The organism is Actinomadura keratinilytica (genome assembly GCF_039539665.1).
Taxonomy (GTDB): domain Bacteria; phylum Actinomycetota; class Actinomycetes; order Streptosporangiales; family Streptosporangiaceae; genus Spirillospora; species Spirillospora keratinilytica.
The window spans coordinates 1-21,084 of sequence record NZ_BAABDO010000016.1 but is presented as its reverse complement, the minus strand read 5'-3'; the positions used below and the strand labels follow the sequence as shown (position 1 = coordinate 21,084).

At 74.1% G+C, this 21,084-nt stretch carries 19 protein-coding genes; 12 read left to right on the top strand and 7 right to left on the bottom strand.

Annotated features, from left to right (window positions below; translation table 11 throughout):
- Positions 1-33: 33 nt before the first annotated feature.
- From ABD879_RS08290 to ABD879_RS08275, 4 genes are all read right to left on the bottom strand, one after another.
- Positions 34-2,295 carry an FUSC family protein gene (locus ABD879_RS08290; RefSeq protein WP_345019066.1) on the bottom strand — a complete coding sequence of 754 codons (2,262 nt, stop codon included), beginning with the start codon at positions 2,293-2,295 and terminating at the stop codon, positions 34-36.
- Positions 2,296-2,396: 101 nt separating this feature from the next.
- On the bottom strand, positions 2,397-3,605 hold the full coding sequence (gene serB / locus ABD879_RS08285; RefSeq protein WP_345019064.1) for a phosphoserine phosphatase SerB: 1,209 nt from the start codon (positions 3,603-3,605) through the stop codon (positions 2,397-2,399).
- Positions 3,606-3,687: 82 nt separating this feature from the next.
- A complete protein-coding gene (locus ABD879_RS08280) occupies positions 3,688-4,710 on the bottom strand; it encodes an S-adenosylmethionine:tRNA ribosyltransferase-isomerase (RefSeq protein ID WP_345019062.1) in 1,023 nt (340 codons plus the stop codon).
- Positions 4,707-6,113 carry an MFS transporter gene (locus ABD879_RS08275; protein WP_345019060.1) on the bottom strand — a complete coding sequence of 469 codons (1,407 nt, stop codon included), beginning with the start codon at positions 6,111-6,113 and terminating at the stop codon, positions 4,707-4,709. Before ABD879_RS08275 ends, ABD879_RS08280 begins: the two co-directional genes overlap by 4 nt.
- A 283-nt stretch (positions 6,114-6,396) precedes the next feature.
- On the opposite strand from ABD879_RS08275, the gene ABD879_RS08270 reads away from it, so the two are divergent.
- From ABD879_RS08270 to ABD879_RS08250, 5 genes are all read left to right on the top strand, one after another.
- Positions 6,397-7,551 (top strand): GAF domain-containing sensor histidine kinase, encoded by a 1,155-nt coding sequence (locus ABD879_RS08270; protein ID WP_345019058.1) that lies wholly within the window; start codon positions 6,397-6,399, stop codon positions 7,549-7,551.
- Positions 7,552-7,708: 157 nt separating this feature from the next.
- Positions 7,709-8,404 carry a response regulator gene (locus ABD879_RS08265; protein WP_345019056.1) on the top strand — a complete coding sequence of 232 codons (696 nt, stop codon included), beginning with the start codon at positions 7,709-7,711 and terminating at the stop codon, positions 8,402-8,404.
- Positions 8,405-8,443: 39 nt separating this feature from the next.
- A complete protein-coding gene (locus ABD879_RS08260; protein ID WP_345019054.1) occupies positions 8,444-9,232 on the top strand; it encodes a PP2C family protein-serine/threonine phosphatase in 789 nt (262 codons plus the stop codon).
- An 845-nt stretch (positions 9,233-10,077) separates the two neighbouring features.
- Positions 10,078-10,527 (top strand): DUF2752 domain-containing protein, encoded by a 450-nt coding sequence (locus tag ABD879_RS08255; protein WP_345019051.1) that lies wholly within the window; start codon positions 10,078-10,080, stop codon positions 10,525-10,527.
- An 89-nt stretch (positions 10,528-10,616) separates the two neighbouring features.
- Complete coding sequence (locus ABD879_RS08250; protein ID WP_345019049.1) at positions 10,617-11,312, top strand: RDD family protein; 696 nt, start codon at positions 10,617-10,619, stop codon at positions 11,310-11,312.
- Positions 11,313-11,367: 55 nt separating this feature from the next.
- On the opposite strand, the gene ABD879_RS08245 is transcribed toward ABD879_RS08250, so the two are convergent.
- Positions 11,368-12,183, bottom strand: coding sequence for a hypothetical protein (locus tag ABD879_RS08245; RefSeq protein WP_345019047.1), 816 nt, complete (start codon positions 12,181-12,183; stop codon positions 11,368-11,370).
- A 322-nt stretch (positions 12,184-12,505) separates the two neighbouring features.
- Here ABD879_RS08245 and ABD879_RS08240 point away from each other — a divergent pair, with 322 nt between their 5' ends.
- The 3 genes from ABD879_RS08240 (at position 12,506) to ABD879_RS08230 (ending at position 14,469) form a co-directional block, all read left to right on the top strand.
- Positions 12,506-13,294: an ABC transporter ATP-binding protein gene (locus tag ABD879_RS08240; RefSeq protein ID WP_345019045.1), complete on the top strand. Its 789-nt coding sequence runs from the start codon at positions 12,506-12,508 to the stop codon at positions 13,292-13,294.
- 85 nt (positions 13,295-13,379) lie between these two features.
- Positions 13,380-14,147, top strand: a complete 768-nt coding sequence (locus ABD879_RS08235; RefSeq protein ID WP_345019043.1) for a sulfite exporter TauE/SafE family protein — start codon at positions 13,380-13,382, stop codon at positions 14,145-14,147.
- Positions 14,148-14,220: 73 nt separating this feature from the next.
- Positions 14,221-14,469 carry a hypothetical protein gene (locus ABD879_RS08230; RefSeq protein ID WP_345019042.1) on the top strand — a complete coding sequence of 83 codons (249 nt, stop codon included), beginning with the start codon at positions 14,221-14,223 and terminating at the stop codon, positions 14,467-14,469.
- 44 nt (positions 14,470-14,513) lie between these two features.
- On the opposite strand, the gene ABD879_RS08225 is transcribed toward ABD879_RS08230, so the two are convergent.
- Together ABD879_RS08225 and ABD879_RS08220 are read right to left on the bottom strand one after the other, a co-directional pair.
- On the bottom strand, positions 14,514-15,392 hold the full coding sequence (locus ABD879_RS08225) for an alpha/beta fold hydrolase (RefSeq protein WP_345019041.1): 879 nt from the start codon (positions 15,390-15,392) through the stop codon (positions 14,514-14,516).
- Positions 15,393-15,395: 3 nt separating this feature from the next.
- Positions 15,396-18,083 carry a helix-turn-helix transcriptional regulator gene (locus tag ABD879_RS08220; RefSeq protein WP_345019039.1) on the bottom strand — a complete coding sequence of 896 codons (2,688 nt, stop codon included), beginning with the start codon at positions 18,081-18,083 and terminating at the stop codon, positions 15,396-15,398.
- Between the two features lie 96 nt (positions 18,084-18,179).
- On the opposite strand from ABD879_RS08220, the gene ABD879_RS32915 reads away from it, so the two are divergent.
- The 4 genes from ABD879_RS32915 (at position 18,180) to ABD879_RS08205 (ending at position 20,497) form a co-directional block, all read left to right on the top strand.
- The gene (locus ABD879_RS32915) at positions 18,180-18,305 is read left to right on the top strand and encodes a sensory rhodopsin transducer (protein ID WP_425549624.1); all 126 of its coding nucleotides are present in this window, start codon (positions 18,180-18,182) and stop codon (positions 18,303-18,305) included.
- 307 nt (positions 18,306-18,612) lie between these two features.
- The gene (locus ABD879_RS08215) at positions 18,613-19,206 is read left to right on the top strand and encodes an ArsR/SmtB family transcription factor (RefSeq protein WP_345019037.1); all 594 of its coding nucleotides are present in this window, start codon (positions 18,613-18,615) and stop codon (positions 19,204-19,206) included.
- A 1-nt stretch (position 19,207) separates the two neighbouring features.
- A complete protein-coding gene (locus ABD879_RS08210) occupies positions 19,208-19,945 on the top strand; it encodes an SRPBCC family protein (protein WP_345019035.1) in 738 nt (245 codons plus the stop codon).
- A 12-nt stretch (positions 19,946-19,957) separates the two neighbouring features.
- The gene (locus ABD879_RS08205; protein ID WP_345019033.1) at positions 19,958-20,497 is read left to right on the top strand and encodes a dihydrofolate reductase family protein; all 540 of its coding nucleotides are present in this window, start codon (positions 19,958-19,960) and stop codon (positions 20,495-20,497) included.
- Positions 20,498-21,084: the final 587 nt, after the last annotated feature.

Sequence of the window (21,084 nt, the reverse complement as noted above, 5' to 3'; positions counted from 1 at the left end):
CGCCCTGAGCCCGCGTCGCGGCGCCCCCGAGTTTCAGGTGCGGCGCCCGGGTGACGGGGGCGCGGCGGCCAGGCACTGGGTGACCAGGTCGTCGACGTCCTTGCGCAGCGACCGCAGTGCGTAGCGGGTGCCGGAGACCTGCAGCACCGCATGCCGCAGCGGCGTGTACTCGTCGGTGCTCACGCCCTCCTTGATCTCGGCGCGGCGGCGGCGCGCCAGCTTCGCCAGGTGCGCGTCGAGGTCGGCGAAGTCGTCGTCGAGGCGTTCGCGCAGGGGCGGCAGGTCGGCGTCGGCCGGCTCCGGGGCCGACAGCAGGTCGTGGGTCTCCTCCAGGTGGTCGGCGACGCGGTCGAGGATCTCCGGGGCGGGGCCCACGTCCTCGACGTCCTGGCGGGCCATCCGGGCGACCGCGATGAGATGGTCGCGGACTCCGCGCGCGGCGCTGATCACATCGTCCAGCCGGGCGATGCGCTCGGTGTCGGGGACGCGTTCGTTCTCCAGGCGGTTGCGCGAGTCGGTCACCGCCTCCACGGCCTGCTCCGCCGCCACGACCTTGTCGTGGGGGAGCCGCTCGGCGTCGCCCTCCACGACGGCGGCGGTGGCGCGCACCAGGTCGGCGTGCACGGTGAGCAGCTGGCCGAGCTGGGCGGGCAGCCGCTCGGCGTGGCCGGTGGGCCACAGCAGCCGCGTGGCCAGGAACGCCAGCACCCCGCCGCCGACGACGAGGATGATGCGTTCGCCCGCCGCGGTCCAGTTCGACGGCATGGAGAAGTCCAGCAGCATCAGGAACACCGGCGTGCCGAACAGCATCCAGTAGCCGAAGTTCACCGACCGCAGCGTGAAGGCGATGACCGCGAAGACGAACAGGATGAGCGCCGCGGCCAGCTGGCCGGGCGCCAGCGCCAGCAGCAGCGCGGCGATCACCGAGCCGAGCACGGTGCCGCCGACGCGCTGGATCAGGTGCGTGACGGTCTCGTCGTAGGTGGCGCGCAGCCCGAGCGCCGCGGTGATCGTCAGCCACTGTCCGTGCGGCAGGTGCAGCGCCGCGGCCAGCGCCATCGCCACGGCCGCGGTGACCAGCACCCGCATGGCCTGCCGGAACCCCGGCGAGCGGGTGCGCACCGCGGTGCCGAAGCGCTCCAGCACCGAGATCCGCTGCGGCGCGGTCGGCAGCCGGGGCGGCCCGAACCCGATGCGCAGGCCGCCGGACACCACGCGGCGCGCCGACTCGATGCCGCCGGAGATCCGCTCCACCGACCGGCGGATCTGCACCAGCAGCGCGGCGGAGACCAGGTCCTCCTCGCCCGCCAGGCCGGCCCGCCGGATCGCCTCGATCTGGCGGCCCAGGCGGCGCACCGCGGCCGAGTCGGCGTCGCCCAGCGGCCCGCCGTCCGGCGCGGCGACGGCGCCCGCCAGCAGGCGCAGCCGGGCGGCCAGGGCGGCGACGGCGACCCGCGCCTCCATCTCCCATTCGCGGCCGGGCGGACGGCGCCGCGCCGCGTCCATCAGCGAGTGCAGCGCCACGGTCTCGTGCATGATGCGCGACAGCGCGTCGATGAGCCGCTCGGGGCGGGTGGGCTCCTCGCGTCCGCGGCCCGACCGGTAGAAGCCGTAGGTGGCGCGGGCGTTGGTCAGGGCGCGCGACGCGGCCCGGCGCGCCTCCTCCCAGTCCGGCCTGCGGGTGACGGCGGCCAGACCCGGATCGGCGACCGCGACCTCGTCGAGCGCCTCGGTGCGCTGCTCGCCGACGTCCTGGGCGACGGCGTCGAGCAGTCCGGCGACGGCGTCGGCGGCCTCGCTCAGCGCGCCGCGCAGGGGGCGCAGCCGCCGCGCGGGCCAGGGGGCGAGCAGCAGCGCGCTGGCCAGCAGCCCGCCGAGCAGTTCGAGGAACCCGCCGTAGAGGACGTCCCCGGTGGACGGGCGGACGGCGGTGAGCAGCACGGCGAGCCCGGCGGTCGGGCCGATCCACGGGAACACGCTGCCGAGCGCCACCACCGGCGGCACGACGGCCACCGCCAGCCACGTGTGCCCGGACAGGTTGCCGCCGATCGTCGCGCCGACCGCGACCACCAGCACGGCACTGGCCAGGTTGCGGGCGCGCGCCCCGTACGGCCCTTCGGGCGCCCGCAGCGCCACCAGGTACGCGCCGAGTGCGATCATCGCGCCCTGCGCCGCGTGCCCGGTCAGCGCCCCGACGACCAGCGGGAGGGCCAGCGCGAGCGCGGCGGCGATCCCGTAGAAGGGCGTCGCCCGGCCGCCGATGGCGGCGTACGCCTCACGCGCACGCTGCAGCACCGTTCACCGTCCCCGGACTCGCGCGATCATCCCACCAGCATGTACCCCGACTCGGACACTGATGATCGTACGGTGTCGTAGCGGACGTTCGGGGAGCGGGTTCAGCGCGCGGTCGCCGCGTCCGCCGCGTCGGCGGCTTCGACCTCCTCGCGGGAGATGCCGAGCAGGAACAGGATCGTGTCCAGGTAGGGGACGTTGACGGCGGTGTCGGCGGCCTGCCGCACGACCGGCTTGGCGTTGTAGGCGATGCCGAGCCCGGCGGCCTGCAGCATGTCCAGGTCGTTGGCGCCGTCGCCGATCGCGACGGTCTGGCTGATCGGGATGCCCGCCTCGCGGGCGAACCGCTCCAGCGCCGCCGCCTTGCCGGCCCGGTCGATCACCGGCCCGATCACCCGGCCGGTGAGCTTGCCGTTCTCGATCTCCAGGGTGTTGGCGGCCGCGTAGTCGATGCCGAGGTCGGCGGCGAGCGCGTCGGTGACCTGGGTGAACCCGCCGCTGACGATGGCGAACTTGTAGTCCAGCCGCTTGAGGGTGCGCACCATCGTGCGGGCGCCGGCGGCCAGCTTCACCTCGCGCCGCACCTCGTCGATGGCGGCGGCGTCCAGCCCGGCCAGCAGGGCGACGCGTTCGCGCAGCGACCCCTCGAAGTCCAGTTCGCCGCGCATGGCCGCCTCGGTGACCTTGGCCACCTCCGCCTGGCAGCCCGCGTGCGCGGCCAGCAGCTCGATGACCTCGCCCTGGATCAGGGTGGAGTCGACGTCCATCACGATCAGCCGCTTGGCCCGCCGGTGCAGCCCGCCGGGCTGGACGGCGACGTCGACCTGCCGCTCGGCCGCCTCCACCGCCAGCGCCGCCCGCAGCGCCTCCGGATCGGCGCCGGAGACGTCCATCTCGATGCAGGTCACCGGGGTGTCGGCCAGGCGTTCGATGCGGTCGATGTTGGCGCCGGACGCGGCGATGCGGCCCGCGATGCCCGCCATGGCCGCCGGGCGCAGCGGAGCGCCGAGGACGGTCACGTGCAGCCGGCCGCGGCGCCGCGGCATGGTGCGGAACCGTCCGGTGGACAGCTCGATCTCCATGTCGAGGTCGGTGGCGAGGCGTTCGGCGGCCGTCCACACGCGGCCGATGTCGACCCCGTCGGAGTAGGAGACCAGCACGCCCAGTACCAGGCGGCCGCGGATGACGACCTGCTCGACGTCGGAGACCGTCAGCGGGAACTCGGCGAGTGTGCCGAACAACCGGGATGTGACGCCGGGGCGGTCGCGGCCGGTGAGTGTGATGAGCAGCGTGCGCTCTGCTGTCCCGTCCATGCTTTTCACAACGGTACCGGCCGCGGCCCGGCCGCCGCGCGGGAGGTCCGCCATGCGGACACCCTTTGGGACGGCCGGTGTGTCAGGGGAGGATGAGGTTGGAGTCGCCGAACTCGTGCCACAGGTAGCCGTTGTCCAGGGCGGCCCGGTAGGCGGCGGCAGTCAGGGCGGGGCCGGCGATGGCGGAGACCATCTCTAAGTGGGACGACCCGGGGGCGTGGAGGCCGGTGAGGAGCCCGTCAACGGCCCGTACGCCGCTCTCCGGGGTCACAACGTGCTCGGTCCACCCCCGGGAAGGGCGGACCCGGCCATGGGCGTCCACGGCCGTCTCCAGGGCGCGCACGACGGTCGTCCCCACGGCGATGACCCGTCCGCCCCGGGCGCGTACGTGCTCGACCACGGCGGCGGTCGCCTCCGGCACCTCGTAGCGTTCGGCGTACGGCGGTTCGTGCGCCCGCGGTGACGCCACCCCCGTGTGGAGGGTCAGCGGCGCCAGGAGCACCCCGCGGGAGACGAGCGCGGCCACCAGTTCCGCGGTGAACGGACGCGCCGCGCTGGGCATCTCCGCGCCGCCGTCGTCGCCGTCGTGGGCGAACACGGTCTGGTACGCGGCGACGGGCCAGTCGCGGCGCACGTGGCCGTACCGGATGGGCACCCCGTACCGGCGCAGGTATGGGACGACGCCGGTGCTCAACCGCGCCGCCCACAGCCGGCCGGTGTGCCGCCGTATGAGCGTCAACGTGGCGCCCCCCGGCATCGGGAGCCACTCACCCGTGCAGCCCCCGCCGTACGGGACGCTCGCCTCCCCCGAACGCAGCCGCAGCTCGACCAGCCACACGTCGTCCTCGCCCGGCAGCGGTGTGGAGAAGTGCACGGCGAGCTTGTGCAGCCGTACGGCGGCGGGCAGCGTGGCCGAGGTGTTGACTACGAGCAGATCGCCGGGTGCGAGCAGGCCGGGCAGTTCACGGAACCGGTGGTGGCCGATCGCCCCGGTGGAGCGGCGGCACACCAGCAGCCGCACGCCGTCGCGGCCCCGGCCGCGGGCCTCGGGCGGTTCGCGCGCCTCCAGCGCCGCCGGGACCGTGAAGTCCGGGCCCGGCGTCACCCGGCCTCCTTCGACGCCGTGAGGCGCAGCGCGGCGAGCATGCCCAGCGCGGCGATCGCGGCGGCCAGCGCCCCGGCGACCGCCAGCCCCGGCCGGAGCCGGTCGGCGCCGAACCCGGTGACCACCGCCCCCGCCAGACCGATCACCAGCGACGAGCCGAGCATGTCGGCGATCTGCAGCGACGAGGAGTTGACGCCCTGCCTCCCCTCGGGCGACAGCTCCAGCAGCAGCACGCTGAGGCTGCCGACGGCCAGGCCCATGCCGATGCCGCCCAGGATCCAGGCGGGCGCCGTCCACCAGCCCGGCAGCTGCGCGGTGACCGCCACCGCGACGACCCCGGCGGTGACGAACCCGGCGCCGGCCAGCACGAGGAAGGGCCGCGGCCGGTTCGAGCGGCCCTGGTACTGCGACGCCGCCGACCAGCCCAGCGAGGCGACCATCAGCACCACGCCCGCCTGCGTGGGCGTGAACCCGTGCAGCGACGTCAGGGCCAGCGGGATGAACGCGTCGGTGCCGAAGAACGCGCCCGCCAGCAGCCCCCGCGTCAGCACGACGCTGGGCAGTCCGCGTCGCATCCGCAGCGTCCCGGCGGGCAGCAGCCGGACCAGCGCGTACCCGAGCGCGGCCACGGCCGCCGCGCCCACGGGCAGCAGGACCCAGCGCGGGTGGTCCAGCACGTACAGCAGTACGGCGGCGCCCGCCGCGGCCATGACCGCGGCCATCAGCCGCGCGGTGTCGCGCTCGGCCGGCGCCGTACCGGCGGACGAGCGCACCCGGCGCAGCGCGGGCACCAGCATGACCGCGGGCGGGACGACCAGCGGGATCATGCCCAGGAACACCCAGCGCCACCCCGCGTGCTCGGCGACCGCCCCGCCCAGCGCCGGGCCCAGCAGCGACGGCAGCACCCACGCCGCCGACAGCGCCGCGAACACCCGGGGCCGCAGCGACTCGGGGTACACGCGGGCGATCAGCACGTACAGCGGGACCATCGCCAGGCCGCTGCCGAACCCTTGGACGGCGCGTCCGAGGACGAACACCCACATCGCCGGGGCGGCCCCCGCGACGGCGAGCCCGGCCACGAACGTCGCCAGCCCCGTCATGAGCGGACGCACCGGACCGGAACGGTCGGACCACCCGCCCGCGAGCACGAGCGCGAGCACGCTCGCGATCAGCGTGGCGCTGAACCCCCAGGCGTACAGTGCCAGGCCGTCCAGCTCCCGCGCCGTCACCGGCATGACCGTCCCGACCGCCATCTGCTCGAACGCCAGCAGCGTGACGACGAGGACGATGCCGAGCGTCGGCGTCCGGTACCGGCCGCGCAGCAGCCCCTCGGGCCGCCCGGCCGCGGGGGCCGTCCCGGCGTCGGGCGAGGCCGGGCCGCTGGGATCGACGGTCGCGTTCATCTCGTCCGCCCGTTCGACCGCTCACGCGCGACCTCGGCGCCACCGTGGCCGTGCGCGTTGGTGACCAGGATGAAGGTCATGTCGCGTGTCATGCCCCGACGGTATGAACGTAGGGGCGGCCGCGCATCGGCCGCCGGGCCCGGTACGGCCTGCGCACTTGGTCCTAGGCCATTGGACGCACAGGCTGATTCGGGACCATCAGCTCAGCGAGTACGGTCTTCACGTGGACGGCGGCACGGCCGGACACCGACGGGCATCGGACGGAGACGGGGGCGGACGGCGGATGGACGGCGGGCAGCGGGACTGCGGGGACCAGGGCGCGACCCTGCACGCGGTCAGCTCCGCCGTGCTGGCCGTCACCCGGCACCTGTCCGTGCACGAGGTGCTGCAGGTGATCGTGCGGGCCGCGGCGCAGCTGCTGGACGCCCGCTACGCCGCCCTCGGCGTGCCCGACGACCGCGGCTCGTTCGCCGAGTTCGTCGTCGAGGGCGTGTCCGACGAGGAGTGGGAGCAGATCGGCCCGCTGCCCCGCCAGCACGGCATGCTCGCCGCGATGCTGCGCGACAACGAGCCCAAGCGGCTGGCCGACATCCGCCGCGAGCCGGAGTTCGAGGGCTGGCCCACCGCCCACCCGGTGCTCAAGGACTTCCTCGGCGTGCCCATCCGCGACGGCGACGACGTGCTCGGCATCCTGTTCCTGGCCAACCGGCGCCGCCCCGGCGGGTTCACCCGGGCCGACGAGGACCTGCTCACCCTGTTCGCCGCGCACGCCGCCATCGCCATGACCAACGCGCGGCTGTACGAGCGCAACCGCGAGCTGACCGTCGTCGCCGAACGCAACCGGCTGGCCCGCGAACTGCACGACGCGGTCGCCCAGAAGCTGTTCTCGCTGCGGCTGACCGCGCAGGCCGCCGCCGCGCTGGCCGAACGCGACCCGGCCCGCACCGTCCGCGAGCTGGCCGAGGTGGAGCGGCTGGCCGCCGACGCGCTCGCCGAGCTGCGCGCCGTGATCTTCGAGTTGCGGCCCGCCGACCTGGCCGACGGCCTGGCCGCCTCGCTGCGCAAACACGTGGAGGTCCTCGACCGCGCCTACGAGACCGACGTGCGCTGCACCGTGGACTGCAGCGTCGTGCTGCCCGAGGAGCACGAGGCCGTGGTGTTCCGGATCGCGCAGGAGGCCCTGCACAACGCGCTGCGCCACGCCTCCGCCCGCACCGTCCACGTCCGGCTGGGCGTGCTGGACGGCGGCGCCGTGCTGGAGGTCGCCGACGACGGCACCGGCTTCGACCCCGGCGCCGCGTCCGCCAAGAACGGCGAGCCGCACGGCGGGCTCGGCCTGGCGTCCATGCGCGACCGGGCGTGCTCGATCGGCGGCACGCTCACCATCGACGCCGCGCCCGGCAGGGGCACGGTCGTGCGCCTGGAGGTGCCGCTGTGAGAACGTCGGCGGACACCTCCCGCGCGGCCGTTCGCCGGAAGCCGAGCGTGCGGCCCTCCGGGCGGGATACAACCACTGTGACGGACGTGACGAGCGACACTGGGAGCGTGCCATGCGCGGGGCCCGACGAGCCTGGGCGCGGTGAGCGGGGGACACCGTGATCAGGGTGCTGATCGCCGACGACCACCCGGTGGTCCGGCAGGGGCTGCGCACCTTCCTGGGCGTCCAGGACGACATCGAGGTCGTCGGGGAGGCCGGGGACGGTGCGGCGGCGGTGCGGCTGGCCGAGACGCTGCGGCCCGATATCGTGCTGCTGGATTTGAAGATGCCCGGTGCCGACGGATTGGCGGCGCTGACCGAGCTGCGCGCCCGCGGGGTGACGGCCCGGGTGCTGGTGCTGACGAGCGTCACCGAACGCGACCACGTCCTCCCGGCTGTACAGGCGGGGGCGGCTGGGTATCTCTACAAGGATGTCGACCCGCGGGCGCTCGTCCAGGCGATCAGAGCGGTGCACGACGGGCACGTCCTGTTCGCGCCCGACGCCGCCGAGGCGGTGCTCGCGGGCGGGACATCGCGGCCGGGCCCGGCGCCGCACGCCGGTTCCGCCGCGGACGCAGAGCGCGGCCGCGCCGCGCTGACCGAACGGGAGCGGGAGGTGCTGGTGCAGATCGCACGGGGCAGGTCCAACCGGGAGATCGCCCGCGCGCTCATGGTCTCCGAGAAGACGGTCAAGACGCACGTCAGTAATCTGCTCATGAAACTGGGAGTTCAGGATCGGACGCAGGCGGCGCTCTACGCCGTCCGGCACGGCATCGACTCCCCCGGTGCGGCCGGGGAAGCGGCCGGCGGCTGATTACAACTCCTCTGACAGGATCGTCATCGAAATATCAGTATGGACGTAATAATCAAGTACGCAGCAGGCAGCGACATCGGGTGCAGCCGGGAGAACAACGAGGACTCCGGGTACGCCGGCGCGCGGTTGATCGCGGTCGCCGACGGCATGGGCGGCTATGCCGGCGGCGAGGTGGCCAGCTCCACCGTCATCGGCTCGCTGCGCTCGCTGGACACCGACGCCCATATTGACGATCTTGTCGAGGCGCTGGGCCGGGCCGTCGCCGAGGCCAACGAGAAGCTGCGGATCGTGCGCGAGGAGCGGCCCGACCTCAGCCGCATGGGCACCACCCTCACCGCCATGCTCTGGCAGGGGCAGACGGTGGCGCTGGCGCACATCGGCGACTCGCGCGGCTACCTGCTGCGCGACGGCGAGCTGTTCCAGATCACCAAGGACCACACCATGGAGGAGCTGCTCAAGGCCGAGGCCGAGCAGCAGGGCGGCTCCCCCGAGCAGACCGAGTCGTCCCGGCTGGCGCACGTGCTGTACCGGGTGCTGGACGGCCGGGAGGACCGCGAGCCCGACCTGCAGCTGCGCGAGTCCCGGCTGGGCGACCGCTACCTGCTGTGCTCGGACGGGCTGAGCAACGTGGTGGACCCGCAGACGATCTACGAGGTGCTGACCGCCGAGCCCGAGCCCGGCCGGGCCATCGAGGCGCTGGTGCAGCTGGCCCGCGAGGGCGGCGGCCCGGACAACATCACCGCCGTGATCGCCGACGTCATCGAGTTCGACCACGTCACCGAGCAGCAGCGCGGCCCCTACACCGTCGGCGCGGCCGCCCACGTCTGACCCGACGGCCCACCCGCGGTCGGTCACGCGCCGCCGACACCGCGTCGCGCGGCCGCCCGAACACCCCGCGTTCCGCCCTGCCGCCCCGGCGGCTGCCCGCAGGCCCACCGCCTGCCCGGGAGCGCCGCACCCTGCGTCGCCCCGGCTCGCCCACGCGCCCACGCGCGCACGCGCGTATGCGCCCGACACCGCGCGCCGGCAGGTCCACCGATCCTCCTAGTGCGCGGGCGCCACGTCCGGCGACACTCTGCGTTCACCGTAGGCCGTCAGGCCTCCGACCGGGCTCGCCCACACGTGCACGTGGCCAGCACCCGGGCGGCTTGGCGTCCGCTGTGCGCCGGTAGGTTCACCGTTCCTTTGTGTGCGGATGCCGCGTCCGGAGATGCGCTGTGTTCGCCGCCGTGCTCGTCGGCATCCCTCACCTGCAGTGGCTGTCCGCATGGCGCGCGCCTGTCGGGGGCGTGGTTTCCCGGCGAACATTCGGTGACGGCAGGTGCGCCGCAGAGGTCGTTGGAAGCGCCGCGTTCGTGCGGTCGGTGCGGTGGCCTCTGGGGCGGCTGTCCGGTCGTGTTTCGCCTGTGACGTTGCTCTCTTCGCGGCCCGGCCGTCAGGCCCCTGCGGCGCGGCTCGGGGCGCTCCGGCGCGGCACGCGCATACCAGATCCGGATGAGCTTCCGGGGAAAGTCGGGGCGTGTGGTGACTGGTTTATCCTACCCTCTTACCTAGGGCGGCATCGGTCAGGATTGAGGTAACGGTCCGGCTGCGGATCGTTGCCGCGACTTGACCGACCTCGGGGTGTTCCCTGTATACGGGTCACCGGACCAGTCATCGAGGCGGAGGATTCGTTGGGGGGAGAGTCCGAGGCGACGGCTGCCGGTGCACAGCGGGGTGCGCTCGGCGACCTGGTCGGCCGGATTCTCGCCGCGGCGCGGCACGGCCCGCGCGGGGTGGTGCTGCGCGTCTCGGCGATGGCCGTCGCGGCCGTCGCCGTGGCGTGGATCCACCGTGTCAACGATCCCGGCGTGCTCTGCCCCATGCGGGCGCTCACCGGAATCCCCTGTCCCCTGTGCGGTGGCACGACGGTGTTCATCGAGCTGGGTTCGGGTCGCCCGGTCGAGGCGCTGCTGGCGAACCCGGTGGCGCTCGCGGGCGCGGCCGGAATCGCCCTCGCGCCGTTGGGACTGGGGCGCCGGTGGTGGGCGCTGGCGCCGAGCACTCGCACCTGGGTGCTCGGGATCGCCCTCGTGGGGTCGGAACTGTGGCAACTCGCCCGGTTCGGGCTCCTGCGGGTCTGAGTCGCCGTCAGAACGTCGGCCTGACTTGCGGAGCCCTCCGAGTCCGGCGGGCGTCACATAACCACAGGGTCAATCAAAAAGGAGCAAGTGTGGGTAACCCCTACGACCCGTACGGTCAGCAGCCGGGCTACGGTCAGCCCCCGGCCCAGCCCGGGTACGGTCAGCCCCCTGCGCAGCCGGGGTACGGCCAGCCCCCCGCTCAGCCGGGGTACGGGCAGCCGCCCGCGCAGCCCGGGTACGGTCAGCCCCCGGCCCAGCCGGGTTACGCTCAGCCGGCCGCCCAGCCCGGGTACGGGCAGCCGCCGGCCGCCCCGGCGCAGCCCGCCTACCAGGAGGTGCACCACCACTACTACGGCTCCAGCGGCCAGCTCGCCACCTGGGGCGCCCGGTTCGCCGCCCGGCTGATCGACGCTCTGATCATCGCCGTGCCGCTGATCGTTCTGTACATCCTGGGCGCGATCCTGAGCGCCGCCGGGGACGCCGCCGCGGTCCTCGGCTTCCTGCTCATCATGCTCGGGTACGTGGCGGCGCTCGGGGCCGGTCTGTGGATGTGCTACCAGGAGGGCACCACCGGCCAGACCATCGGCAAGCGCCAGATGGGCATCAAGCTGGTCAGCGCGCAGACGGGCCAGCCGGTCGGCTTCGGCTGGGCGTTCCTGCGGCAGCTGTGCCACAGCACCATCGACGGCTGGGTCTGCGGCCTGGGCTTCTGGTGGCCGCTGTGGGACGACAAGCGCCAGACCTTCGGCGACAAGATCTGCAGCACCTACGTCGTGCGCAGCTGACGTCTTTCCTTTCCGCGACGGGGCATCCGCCACCGCGGGTGCCCCGTCCGCCGTTTCAGGGGACGGGGTCGAAGGAGCTGTTGCAGGCGGCCACCATGGCGCGGCGCACCGCCCGGTCGAGCATGCGCAGCGCCTCGCCGCGCCGCCGCATCTGCTCGGCGGTCAGCCCGCGGTCGTCCAGGCGCTGCGCCAGATCGACCACCAGCGACAGCCGCCCGGCCAGCGCCGCCACCCGGTGCGCGCGCTGCGGGTAGCCCGGGGCGAGCGGATGGTCGTCCGGACCGGGCTCGCGCAGGTCGGCCAGCGCGTCGGCGATCTCGGGCGGGACGGCGCCGGACGCGGCGTCGTCCACCGTCAGCAGCACCTCGGTCGCGTCCCGCATCGCCAGCAGCAGCTGCCGGTCGGCGTCGGGCAGCGACGGCACGTCGGGCACACCGGTCGCCGCGTCCCGCGCCTGCCACCGCACCCCCACGTACGACGAGCCGCGCCGGTCCTCGGCCGGGATCAGGCCGACCGCGCGGTCCGGCAGCACCGCGATGACGGCGGCCCGGGCGTCCAGCGCCGCCCGGTTGAAGTCGGGCGGGCCGGTCAGCCCCAGCGGGTCGCCCGGCGCGGGCAGCGCGACCCGCAGCGCCGCCAGGCCCGCGACGCGCAGCTCGCCCAGCCCGGCCCGCAGCGGCAGATCCCGCTCGGCGCCGCCGGTGCCCGGCAGGCCGCCGCCGACGATCTGCGGCCCGGCCGTCTTCTCCACCGCGTCGACCGCCTCGTCCAGGCCGACGTGCCCGGTCAGCCACGCATTGCCCCATGCGACCAGCGCGGTCGCCACGCCGCCAAGCCCGTTCATCGCGCCCCGCCGAGCCCCTGCACACATGCAGACCACCATAAGTGCTCGCACCCGCCCGGGCTCTCGATCCGACCGCTCGGCCGCCGGGCGGACACCGGCCTGCGGCCGCCGCGGCTGAGCCCGGCCGAGTCGGACGGCGCCGGCGGCGCGCGGCGGGCGTCCGGTCGGTCGAAGGGGAGCCCCCTCCGAGCGTCCGTTCGGGGCAGCTGGACGCCCGCGGTAGGCGATTCGTCGGAGTTGCGGTATTTGTCTCGAGGTGAAAGCGGTGGCCGTGCTGCTCCCGGGGTGCTGGGAAATCGCATAGGTTCATTCCCGACGGACGGAGCTAGTTGTGGGATACGGGCAGGCGATGACCGACGAGGTGCTGCACCTGCGCGCGGTGGGGGTCCGGCGGGAGGGCGCCGACCTGCTGCGCGAGCTGTCGTGGACGGTGAACGAGGACGAACGCTGGGTGGTCGTCGGCCCCAACGGCGCGGGGAAGACGACGCTGCTGCAGGTCGCCGCGGCGCTGTTGTATCCGACGACGGGTGCGGTGCGGGTGCTGGGCGAGGAGCTGGGCCGCACCGACGTGTTCGAGCTGCGGCCGCGGATCGGCATCGCCAGCGCGGCGGTGGCGGAGAAGGTGCCGCCGGACGAGAGCGTCATCGACGTGGTGCTGACCGGCTCGTACGCGATCCTGGGGCGCTGGAAGGAGGAGTACGACTCCACCGACGTGACCCGGGCCGTGGCGCTGCTGGAGGCGCTGGGCTGCGCCGACCTGCTGCGCCGCAGGTTCGGCACGCTGTCGGAGGGCGAGCGCAAGCGGGTGCAGATCGCCCGCGCCCTGATGCCCGACCCCGAGCTGCTGCTGCTGGACGAGCCCGCCGCCGGGCTCGACCTCGGCGCCCGCGAGGACCTGGTCGGCCGGCTCGGGCGGCTGGCCGACGATCCCGGCGCCCCCACGATGGTGCTGGTCACCCACCACGTGGAGGAGGTCCCGGAGGGCTTCACCCATGCGCTGCTGCTGCGCAAGGGCGCGGTCGTGGCGCAGGGCAAGGTGGACGAGGTGTTCACCCCCGAGCACCTGTCGAACTGCTTCGGCCTGCCGCTGACCGTGGAGCGGCGCGACGGGCGCTGGTACGCGCGCACGGTGCGCTAGCGCCACCCCCGTGCACGGACAGTGAACCGGCGATCCCTACCATCGTGGGTCGATCAGCGACGCGCCGAAATGGGTGGGGACGAACGTGAACATTTTGGACGCGGCCGCCGTGTTCGCGGCCGGGGTCGCCGCGGGGGGCATCAACACCATCGTCGGTTCGGGCTCTCTCATCACGTTCCCCACCCTGGTGGCGCTCGGGTATCCGCCGGTGGTGGCGAACGTGTCCAACAACCTCGGCCTGGTGCCGGGGAACGCCTCCGGCGTCTACGGATACCGGCGCGAGCTGAAGGGGCAGCGCGAGCGGCTGCTGCGGCTGGGGGCGGCGTCGCTGGTCGGCGGGCTGGCGGGGGCGCTGCTGCTGCTCACCCTGCCCGCCGAGGCGTTCAAGATCATCGTGCCGGGTCTGATCGGGATCGCGGTCGTGCTGGTGATCGTGCAGCCCAGGCTGCAGAAGTGGGTGCTGGCGCGGCGCGAGCAGCACTCCTCGCACGGCGGAGCCTGGCTGTGGCTGGGCGTGCTGGGCGCGGGCATGTACGGCGGCTACTTCGGCGCGGCGCAGGGCGTCATCCTGATCGCGATGCTGGCCATCGCCCTGGACGACGACCTGCAGTCCCTGAACGCCGCCAAGAACGTGCTGGCGACGGTGGTCAACACCGTCGCCGCGCTGCTGTTCGTGCTGATGTGGGCGATCGGGCGCACCGACGTGAGCTGGGCGGCGGCGCTGCTGATCGCGGTCGGCTCGACGCTGGGCGGGCTGCTGGGCGCCACGCTGGGGCGGCGGATCCCGCCGACGGTGCTGCGCGGGGTGATCGTCGCGGTGGGCGTCCTGGCCATCGTGAACCTGCTGGCCTGAGCGCCTTCACCAGGTGTTGTGCGCGTTTCGTCCGGGTATATATCGAATATCTGTTCGAGTCGGAGGGGCGCGCATGAAGGGCGACAGGGTCGAGATCGTGATCGACGTCGGCGGGGAGGGGACGCGGACGTACGAGGTGGTCGCCACCCGCGCCGGCCGCCGGGTGGAGATCAGCAACCGGCGCGGTGTGGTGGAGGTCAGCGAGGTGACCCGGACCGGCGGGCCGGTCCGGACGGCGCGTTTCATGGCGAGCCGGGTGCTGGCGCTGGTCGAGCACCCGGTGCTGGACGAGGAGGGGCACCGCCCCCGCGACCCGCGGTGACGCTCCGGGCGGCGGATCCTTCAACCGCCCGGGGCACGCGGCGGTCACCCGGCCGTGTGCGCGAGGACGGCGGCGGCCAGCTCCTCGTGCACCTCCGGCGGCAGCGTGTGCCCCATGCCCGCCACGATCTTCAGCCGCGCCCCCGGGATCCGCTCGGCGATGATCGCGCCGTGGCCCGGCTTGGCCGGCTCGTGGCTGCCCTCGATGACCAGCGTGGGCGCCTTCACCTGGTGCAGCACGCCCACCGGCTCGAAGTCGGGCTTGGCCATCGCCGCCAGCCGGTGGTTGGCCGCCGCCGACAGGTCCCTGGCCCGGTCGTAGACCCGCTCCTGCAGGCGGCGCGCGGCGTCCTCGTCGAACGGCAGACCGGTGCCGTGCAGCACCCGCTGCTCGGCGATCATGCTGTCGATCCGGGCGCGCCGGTCCGCCGGAGGCGGAGCGGCCATCAGCTCCCGGTAGAAGGCCACGAACTCCGGCGTCGGCTCCGGCAGGCTCCCTTCCGGCTGCGGCCGCCCCGTCAGGGCCCGCATGATCACCTCGCCTTCGCCGCAGCCGAGCGGCGAGGACGCGATGACGGTCAGCGAGCGCACCCGCTCCGGACGCTCCACGGCGACGTACTGGCCGAGCAGCCCGCCCGCCGAGTGGCCGACCAGGTGCGCGCTGTCCAGGCCGTGGGCGTCCAGCACGCGGTAGACGTCGTCTTTGATGTCGTCCCACGTGTACGGCTCCGCCGCGAAGTCGACGGTGCCCGACAGGCCGGTGTCGCGGTGGTCGTAGCGGATCACCCGGCGGCCCCCGGCGACCAGGCGGCCGACGAACTCGTCCGGCCACAGGATCCCCTGCGACATCGACCCCATGATCAACAGGATCGGCTCGTCGGTCCGCGAGCCGAACTCCTCACTCCAGATCGGCGTGTTCTGCATGACTCACAGCATGTCGCCGCCGGTCGCGGCCGCCTTCTGTAGAACTACTAGCCGCGCCAGTTCGGTACGGGAGCCGATGCCCAGCTTCGGATAGATCTTGTACAGGTGGTACTCGACCGTGCGCGGGCTGAGGAAGAGCCGGGCGGCGATCTGCTTGCTCGACAACCCGTCGGCGACCAGCTCGGCGATGCGCAGCTCCTGCGGGGTCAGCGCGTCGAGCGCGGCCGCGGGCGGGGCCTGCCCGCTCTCGCCCGCCGCCCGCAGCTCGCTTCGCGCCCGTCGCGCCCACGGCCGCGCGCCCGCCCGCTCGAACGTCTCCCACGCCGTCCGCAGATGCGCCCGCGCCTCGCCCGGCCGCTGCGCACGGCGCAGGTGCTCGCCCAGCAGCAGGGCCGTCCTGGCCGCCTCGAACGGGTTGGTGTGCAGCCGCAGCGCCTCGGCGAAGGCGTCCTCGGACGACTCGGCCAGGCCCCGGCAGCGGGCCAGCAGCGCCCGCGACTCGGCCGTCGCGGCGTGCCGCGACCACCGCTCGTACGCGGCCGGCCCCGCCCGCGCGCCCGCCTCGTCGCCCGCGCCCACGGCGGCCTCGACGCGGTCCGGCGCCGACCGCCACACCACCGTCGGATGCCCGGCGCCCGGCCCCGCGGCGGCGATGGCGGTGAAGCGGTCGTGCGCCGCCGCGTGGCGGCCCAGGCACAGGTCGAGCAGCGCCAGCGCGTACTCGGCCACCCCCACCCGCAGACCCACCCGGTGGGGGACGGCGATGGCCAGCGCGTCACGGGCGTGCCGCCTGCAGGGCTCCTCCTCGCCCCGCAGCGCCGCCACCGCCGCCAGGTTGGCCAGATGCGCGGCCACCGTGTTCTCGTACCCGGCCTCGCGGGCCAGCTCCAGCCCCTCCTCGGAGACGGCCTGGCTGCGCGTCAGCCGCCCGGCGATGCGCTCGGCGGTCGCCGCGAACTCCAGCACGACGGGCAGCTGCCCGGCCATCCCCGACACCCTGGCCACCCGCCCGGCCCGGTCCGCCATCTCGTTGGCCAGGTCCGACTCGCCCAGGTAGCTGGCCGCGGCCGCCGCCCACAGGTACCCCGCCGCGTCCTCCAGTTCGCCGGCCCGCCCCAGCGCCCGCCGCAGCAGGCCCGGCCCGGCGGCGTCGCCGTCCAGCGTCAGGCCGATCCCGGCCACCGCGTCCCGCAGGAACCCCTCGGGGTGCGCGGCGGCCCTCCGGCCGAGTTCGACGACGGCCGCCGTGTCGCCGACGTACATGGCCGCCTCCGCGGCGTCGGCCAGCATGTCCAGGCTCTCGCCCGCCGCGAGGATCCGCACCGCCTCGGCGGCGCTGCCCGAGTTCAGCTCGAACCGGCCCCGGAGCCGGGCGATCTCCAGGGCGAGGTCGGCGTCTTCGTCGGCCTGCTCGCGCGCCTCGGCCAGCAGCGACTCCGCCCGTCCCGGTCGGCCGCCGAGCCAGGCCGCGACGGCGGCGTCCTTCAGGCGGACGGCGCGCACGCGCGTGTCGGGGGTCAGTTCGGCGGCCCTGGCCAGCGCCGCGGCGGCGTCGCCGTACCCGCCGCGGTCGCGTGCCCGCTCCGCCGCGGCCACCAGCGCGGCGGCGACCTGCTCGTCCCGCCCCAGGGCGGCCCCGGCCAGGTGCCAGGCGCGGCGATCGCCGGCGGTCAGCTCCGCCAGGACGGCGTGCACGCGGCGGACCTCGGCGGGAGCGGCCGCCTCGTGCACCGCGGACCGGATGAGCGGATGGCGGAAGCCCACGCCGGTGCCCGACACCTCGGCCAGCCCGGCCTCCTCCAGCTCGGCCAGCGCCGCCCGCCCGGCCCCGGCCGCAGCGTCCCCGCCTCCGGCGAGCAGCCGGTCGGCGGCGCGCAGGACGTGGTCCAGGTCGGCCTCCACGGCGGCGACCAGGGCGACCAGCCGGGCGGCGGCGGACAACGCGGCCACCCGGTCGCCGAAGAGCCGGGCGCCACCGGGCAGCGGTTCGGGCAGCGGTTCGCGCCCGGCGAGCTGCGCGGGCGTCAGACGGCCGGGGATCTCGCGCAGGGCCAGCGGATTCCCGCCGGTCAGTGCGACGAGCTCGCGCGCCACGCGAGCGGGCAGCGCACCGCAGCGGGACTCCAGCAGCTCGACCGCCGCGGACTCGGGAAGGCCGCGCACGTCCACCGACCGCGGCACACCCTTGACCGGAACGTCCCCGCGCACGGCGAACAGCATCGCGATGCGTTCCCGCGCCAGCCGCCGGGCGGCGAACAGCAGCGCGTCGGCCGAGGCCCGGTCGATCCACTGGAAGTCGTCGACCACGCAGATCAGCCCGTCCGGCGCGGCCGCCTCGGCCAGCAGCGACAGCACGCCGGCGCCCAGCAGGAACCGGTCCCCGGCACTGCCCGCGGCCAGCCCCAACGCCGCGCTCACCGCGTCGCGCTGCGGTTCGGGCAGCGCGTCGAGCGAGCCGGTCACCGGCCGCAGCGCCTGGTGCAGCGCCGCGAACGCCAGATCGGACTCGGACTCGACGCCGGTCGTGCGCAGCACGCGCATCGCCCCGCCGCGCGCGGCCGCCGCGTCGAGCAGCGCGGTCTTGCCGGCACCCGCCTCGCCCCGCAGCACCACCGCGCCGCCGGAGCCCGCACGGGCCCGCCCGATCACCTCGTCGAGTACGCCGATCTCCGCAGACCTGCCGAAAAGCACGAACCCACAGTAGGGGGCCGCTCCTATCCGGAGATCATCCCCAGCACGTCGGCGGTCGGGCGCCCGTCGGCGAAGGACCTGAAGAACCCGGAGCCGATCCCCGTCGGCACCGACCACTGCCTGGTCGTCACCAGCGACGTGCCCATCGTCGTCCGGCACACCCGCCTCGACTCTCGCCAGGAGGCCAACGCCCTGATGAGCACCATCGCCTACCCCGCATAACGCCCACCACCCGCCAACCCCTACCCTCCCAGCCAAGCGTCCCCAGGCAGCCAGCGCTATCGACACCAGCGGCCGTCTAGGGCCCGTGAGCGGGTTCGTTGGCGCCGGCCGCTGCTCCGGGACGCCACGCCGTCGGGTACGGCCACGCCGTCCCCGGGCGCCATCGGGCCGCGGACACCCGCCATACCAAGCTCGCTACCCGCCATCAGGTCTTCTCTAGCTCCCCCTACTTGGAAACACGGCCTAGCGGGGCGCCGACAAGTGATTCTGTCTTGACAAAATAATTTGTCGGTGCGAGGGTGGTGCCATGTTGGACGTGGCGGTGATCGAGGATCCGGCCGTGGCCGCGGTCTCGCTGGACCCTGTCCGGGCCCGGCTGCTCGCCGAGCTGACCGAGCCGGCATCGGCGGCGGTGCTGGCGGGCCGGGTCGGGCTGGCCCGGCAGAAGGTGAACTACCACCTGCGCGAACTGGAGCGGCACGGGCTGGTCGAGCTGGTCGAGGAGCGCCGCAAGGGCAACGTGACCGAGCGTGTGATGCGGGCCACCGCCGCGTCATACGTGATCTCACCCGCCGCGCTGACCGCGGTGGCGCCGGATCCGTCGCGCGCTCCCGACCGGCTGTCGGCGCGGTGGCTGCTCGCCCTGGCCGCGCAGCTCGTGCGGGACGTCGGGGCACTGATCACCGGTGCGGCGCGGGCCGACAAGCGGGTGGCGACGTTCGCGATCGAGGGTGAGGTGCGCTTCGCGTCCGCGGCCGACCGCGCCCGCTTCGCCCAGGAGCTGACCCAGGCCGTGACCTCGCTCATCGGCCGATACCACGACGAGGGCGCCACCGGGGGGCGCACGCACCGGATCGTCGTCGCCGTCCACCCCGCCGTTCCCCGGACGAAGGAGAGCTGACGTGGGCCGCGAATTCGAGCAGCACGACGAGGTCGAGGTCGACGCGACCCCCGAGGAGGTCTGGGCGGCCATCGCCACCGGGCCCGGGTGCGACTCGTGGTTCATGGGCCGCACCGAGATCGTCCCCGGCAAGGGCGGCACCGTCCGCACCGACGTGGGCGGCTACGCGATGGAGTCCACGATCACCGAGTGGGAGCCGTTCCGCCGCTTCGCCTATCGGGGCGACGAATCCCCCGACGGCCGGTTCATCGCGTTCGAGTACCTCATCGAAGGGCGCGAGCAGGGCAGCACGGTGCTGCGTCTGGTGACGAGCGGCTTCCTGCCCGGCGATGACTGGGAGGACGAGTACGACGCGATGGTCAAGGGCGGCGCGATGTACTTCGCCACCCTCGTCGCCTACCTCACCCACTTCACCGGACGCACCGCGACACCGATCACGGTGGAGGGGCCGATGGGCCCGGACGTGTTCGAACGCGTCCCGGCCGCCCTCGGGCTCTCCGCCGAACCGGCGGTCGGCGACCGGACCCGGGTCGCGCCCGAGGGCCTGCCGCCGATCGACGGCGTCGTCGACTTCGTCAACCCGGACGTCCTCGGCATCCGGACGCCCGACGCGCTGTACCGCTTCATACGCGGTTTCAACTGCCCGACGGTCGTCAACCACCACCTCTTCGCCGAGGGCGTGGACCGCGAGAAGACCGAGCAGGCGTGGCGTGCCTGGCTGGCCCGCCTGTCCGCCTGAGAGAGAGCCGACATGAGGAAGATCATCAGCGGGCTGTTCATCTCGCTCGACGGCGTGGTGGAGTCCCCCGAGCAGTGGCATTTCCCCTACGTGAACGACGAGGTGGACGACTTCGTCCGGGGCTTGAGCAACCGCAGCGAGGCGATGCTGTTCGGCCGCCGGACCTACGAGGAGTTCGCGGCGTACTGGCCGACGTCCACCGACGAGTTCGCCGACCGCCTGAACGGCGCCCCCAAGTACGTCGTGTCCAACACCCTGACCTCGGCCGACTGGCAGAACTCGACGCTGGTCAGCGGCGATGTCATCAAGGAACTGGCCCGGCTCAGGGAACAGCCCGGCGGCGCCCTCGGCATCACCGGCAGCGGCACGCTCGTCCGCTCCCTGCTGCGCGAAGGACTCCTGGACGAACTCCACCTGCTGGTGCATCCGATCGTGGCAGGCACCGGCAAGCGCCTCTTCGATGACGGCCCCCAGGTCCCTCTCCGCCTGGCCGACTCCACGACCTTCGGCAACGGCGTCGTCCACCTGGCCTACGAACGCGCAGACTCCTGACCGTCCGATCGTCCGGCCCGGCGACACCACCGCTGCCGGGCGTCTCCTGCGAGGCAGCGCCCCGTCGAGCCAACGCGGCTGAAGCCTGGAAGTAACGGCCCTGTTCGAGCGGCGACCGCCTGGGCGGTCCACTGAGCATTTCCGAGGAGGCGGCCCGCTTGCCTCTCGGGCGCGTCGACCGGCTCAGCCGCCGAGGCCGGGCCGAGGACGGCTCGCAGCCGGTGCCCATTGGCGAACCCGCTCACCACCGCAGCACCGAGCCTGCCGCCCGTACCGGCGGGCAGGCTACGGTGCCGTAGAGGTCGACGGACGGCCAGGTCTTCACGGCGTTCGCCGCGCGTGGGCGTCGGATGGCCGCATCGGCCGTCGCCTGCCATGGGCCGGCGCGAAGTGCGTGTTCACACGGGACAGCCCGACGGAGAGGATTCACCCCGCGGCTGGACGGCTGGCGGGGTGCGATGGCCGCCGGGCGTCCACTGCGGCGAACGAGACGGGCTCGGCAGCCGTCTTCTGACCGAAAAGCTGCTCTAGGTGTACTGACCATGGACGTTGGTGACGGCGACACGGCTGGATGATCTTGAAATGAA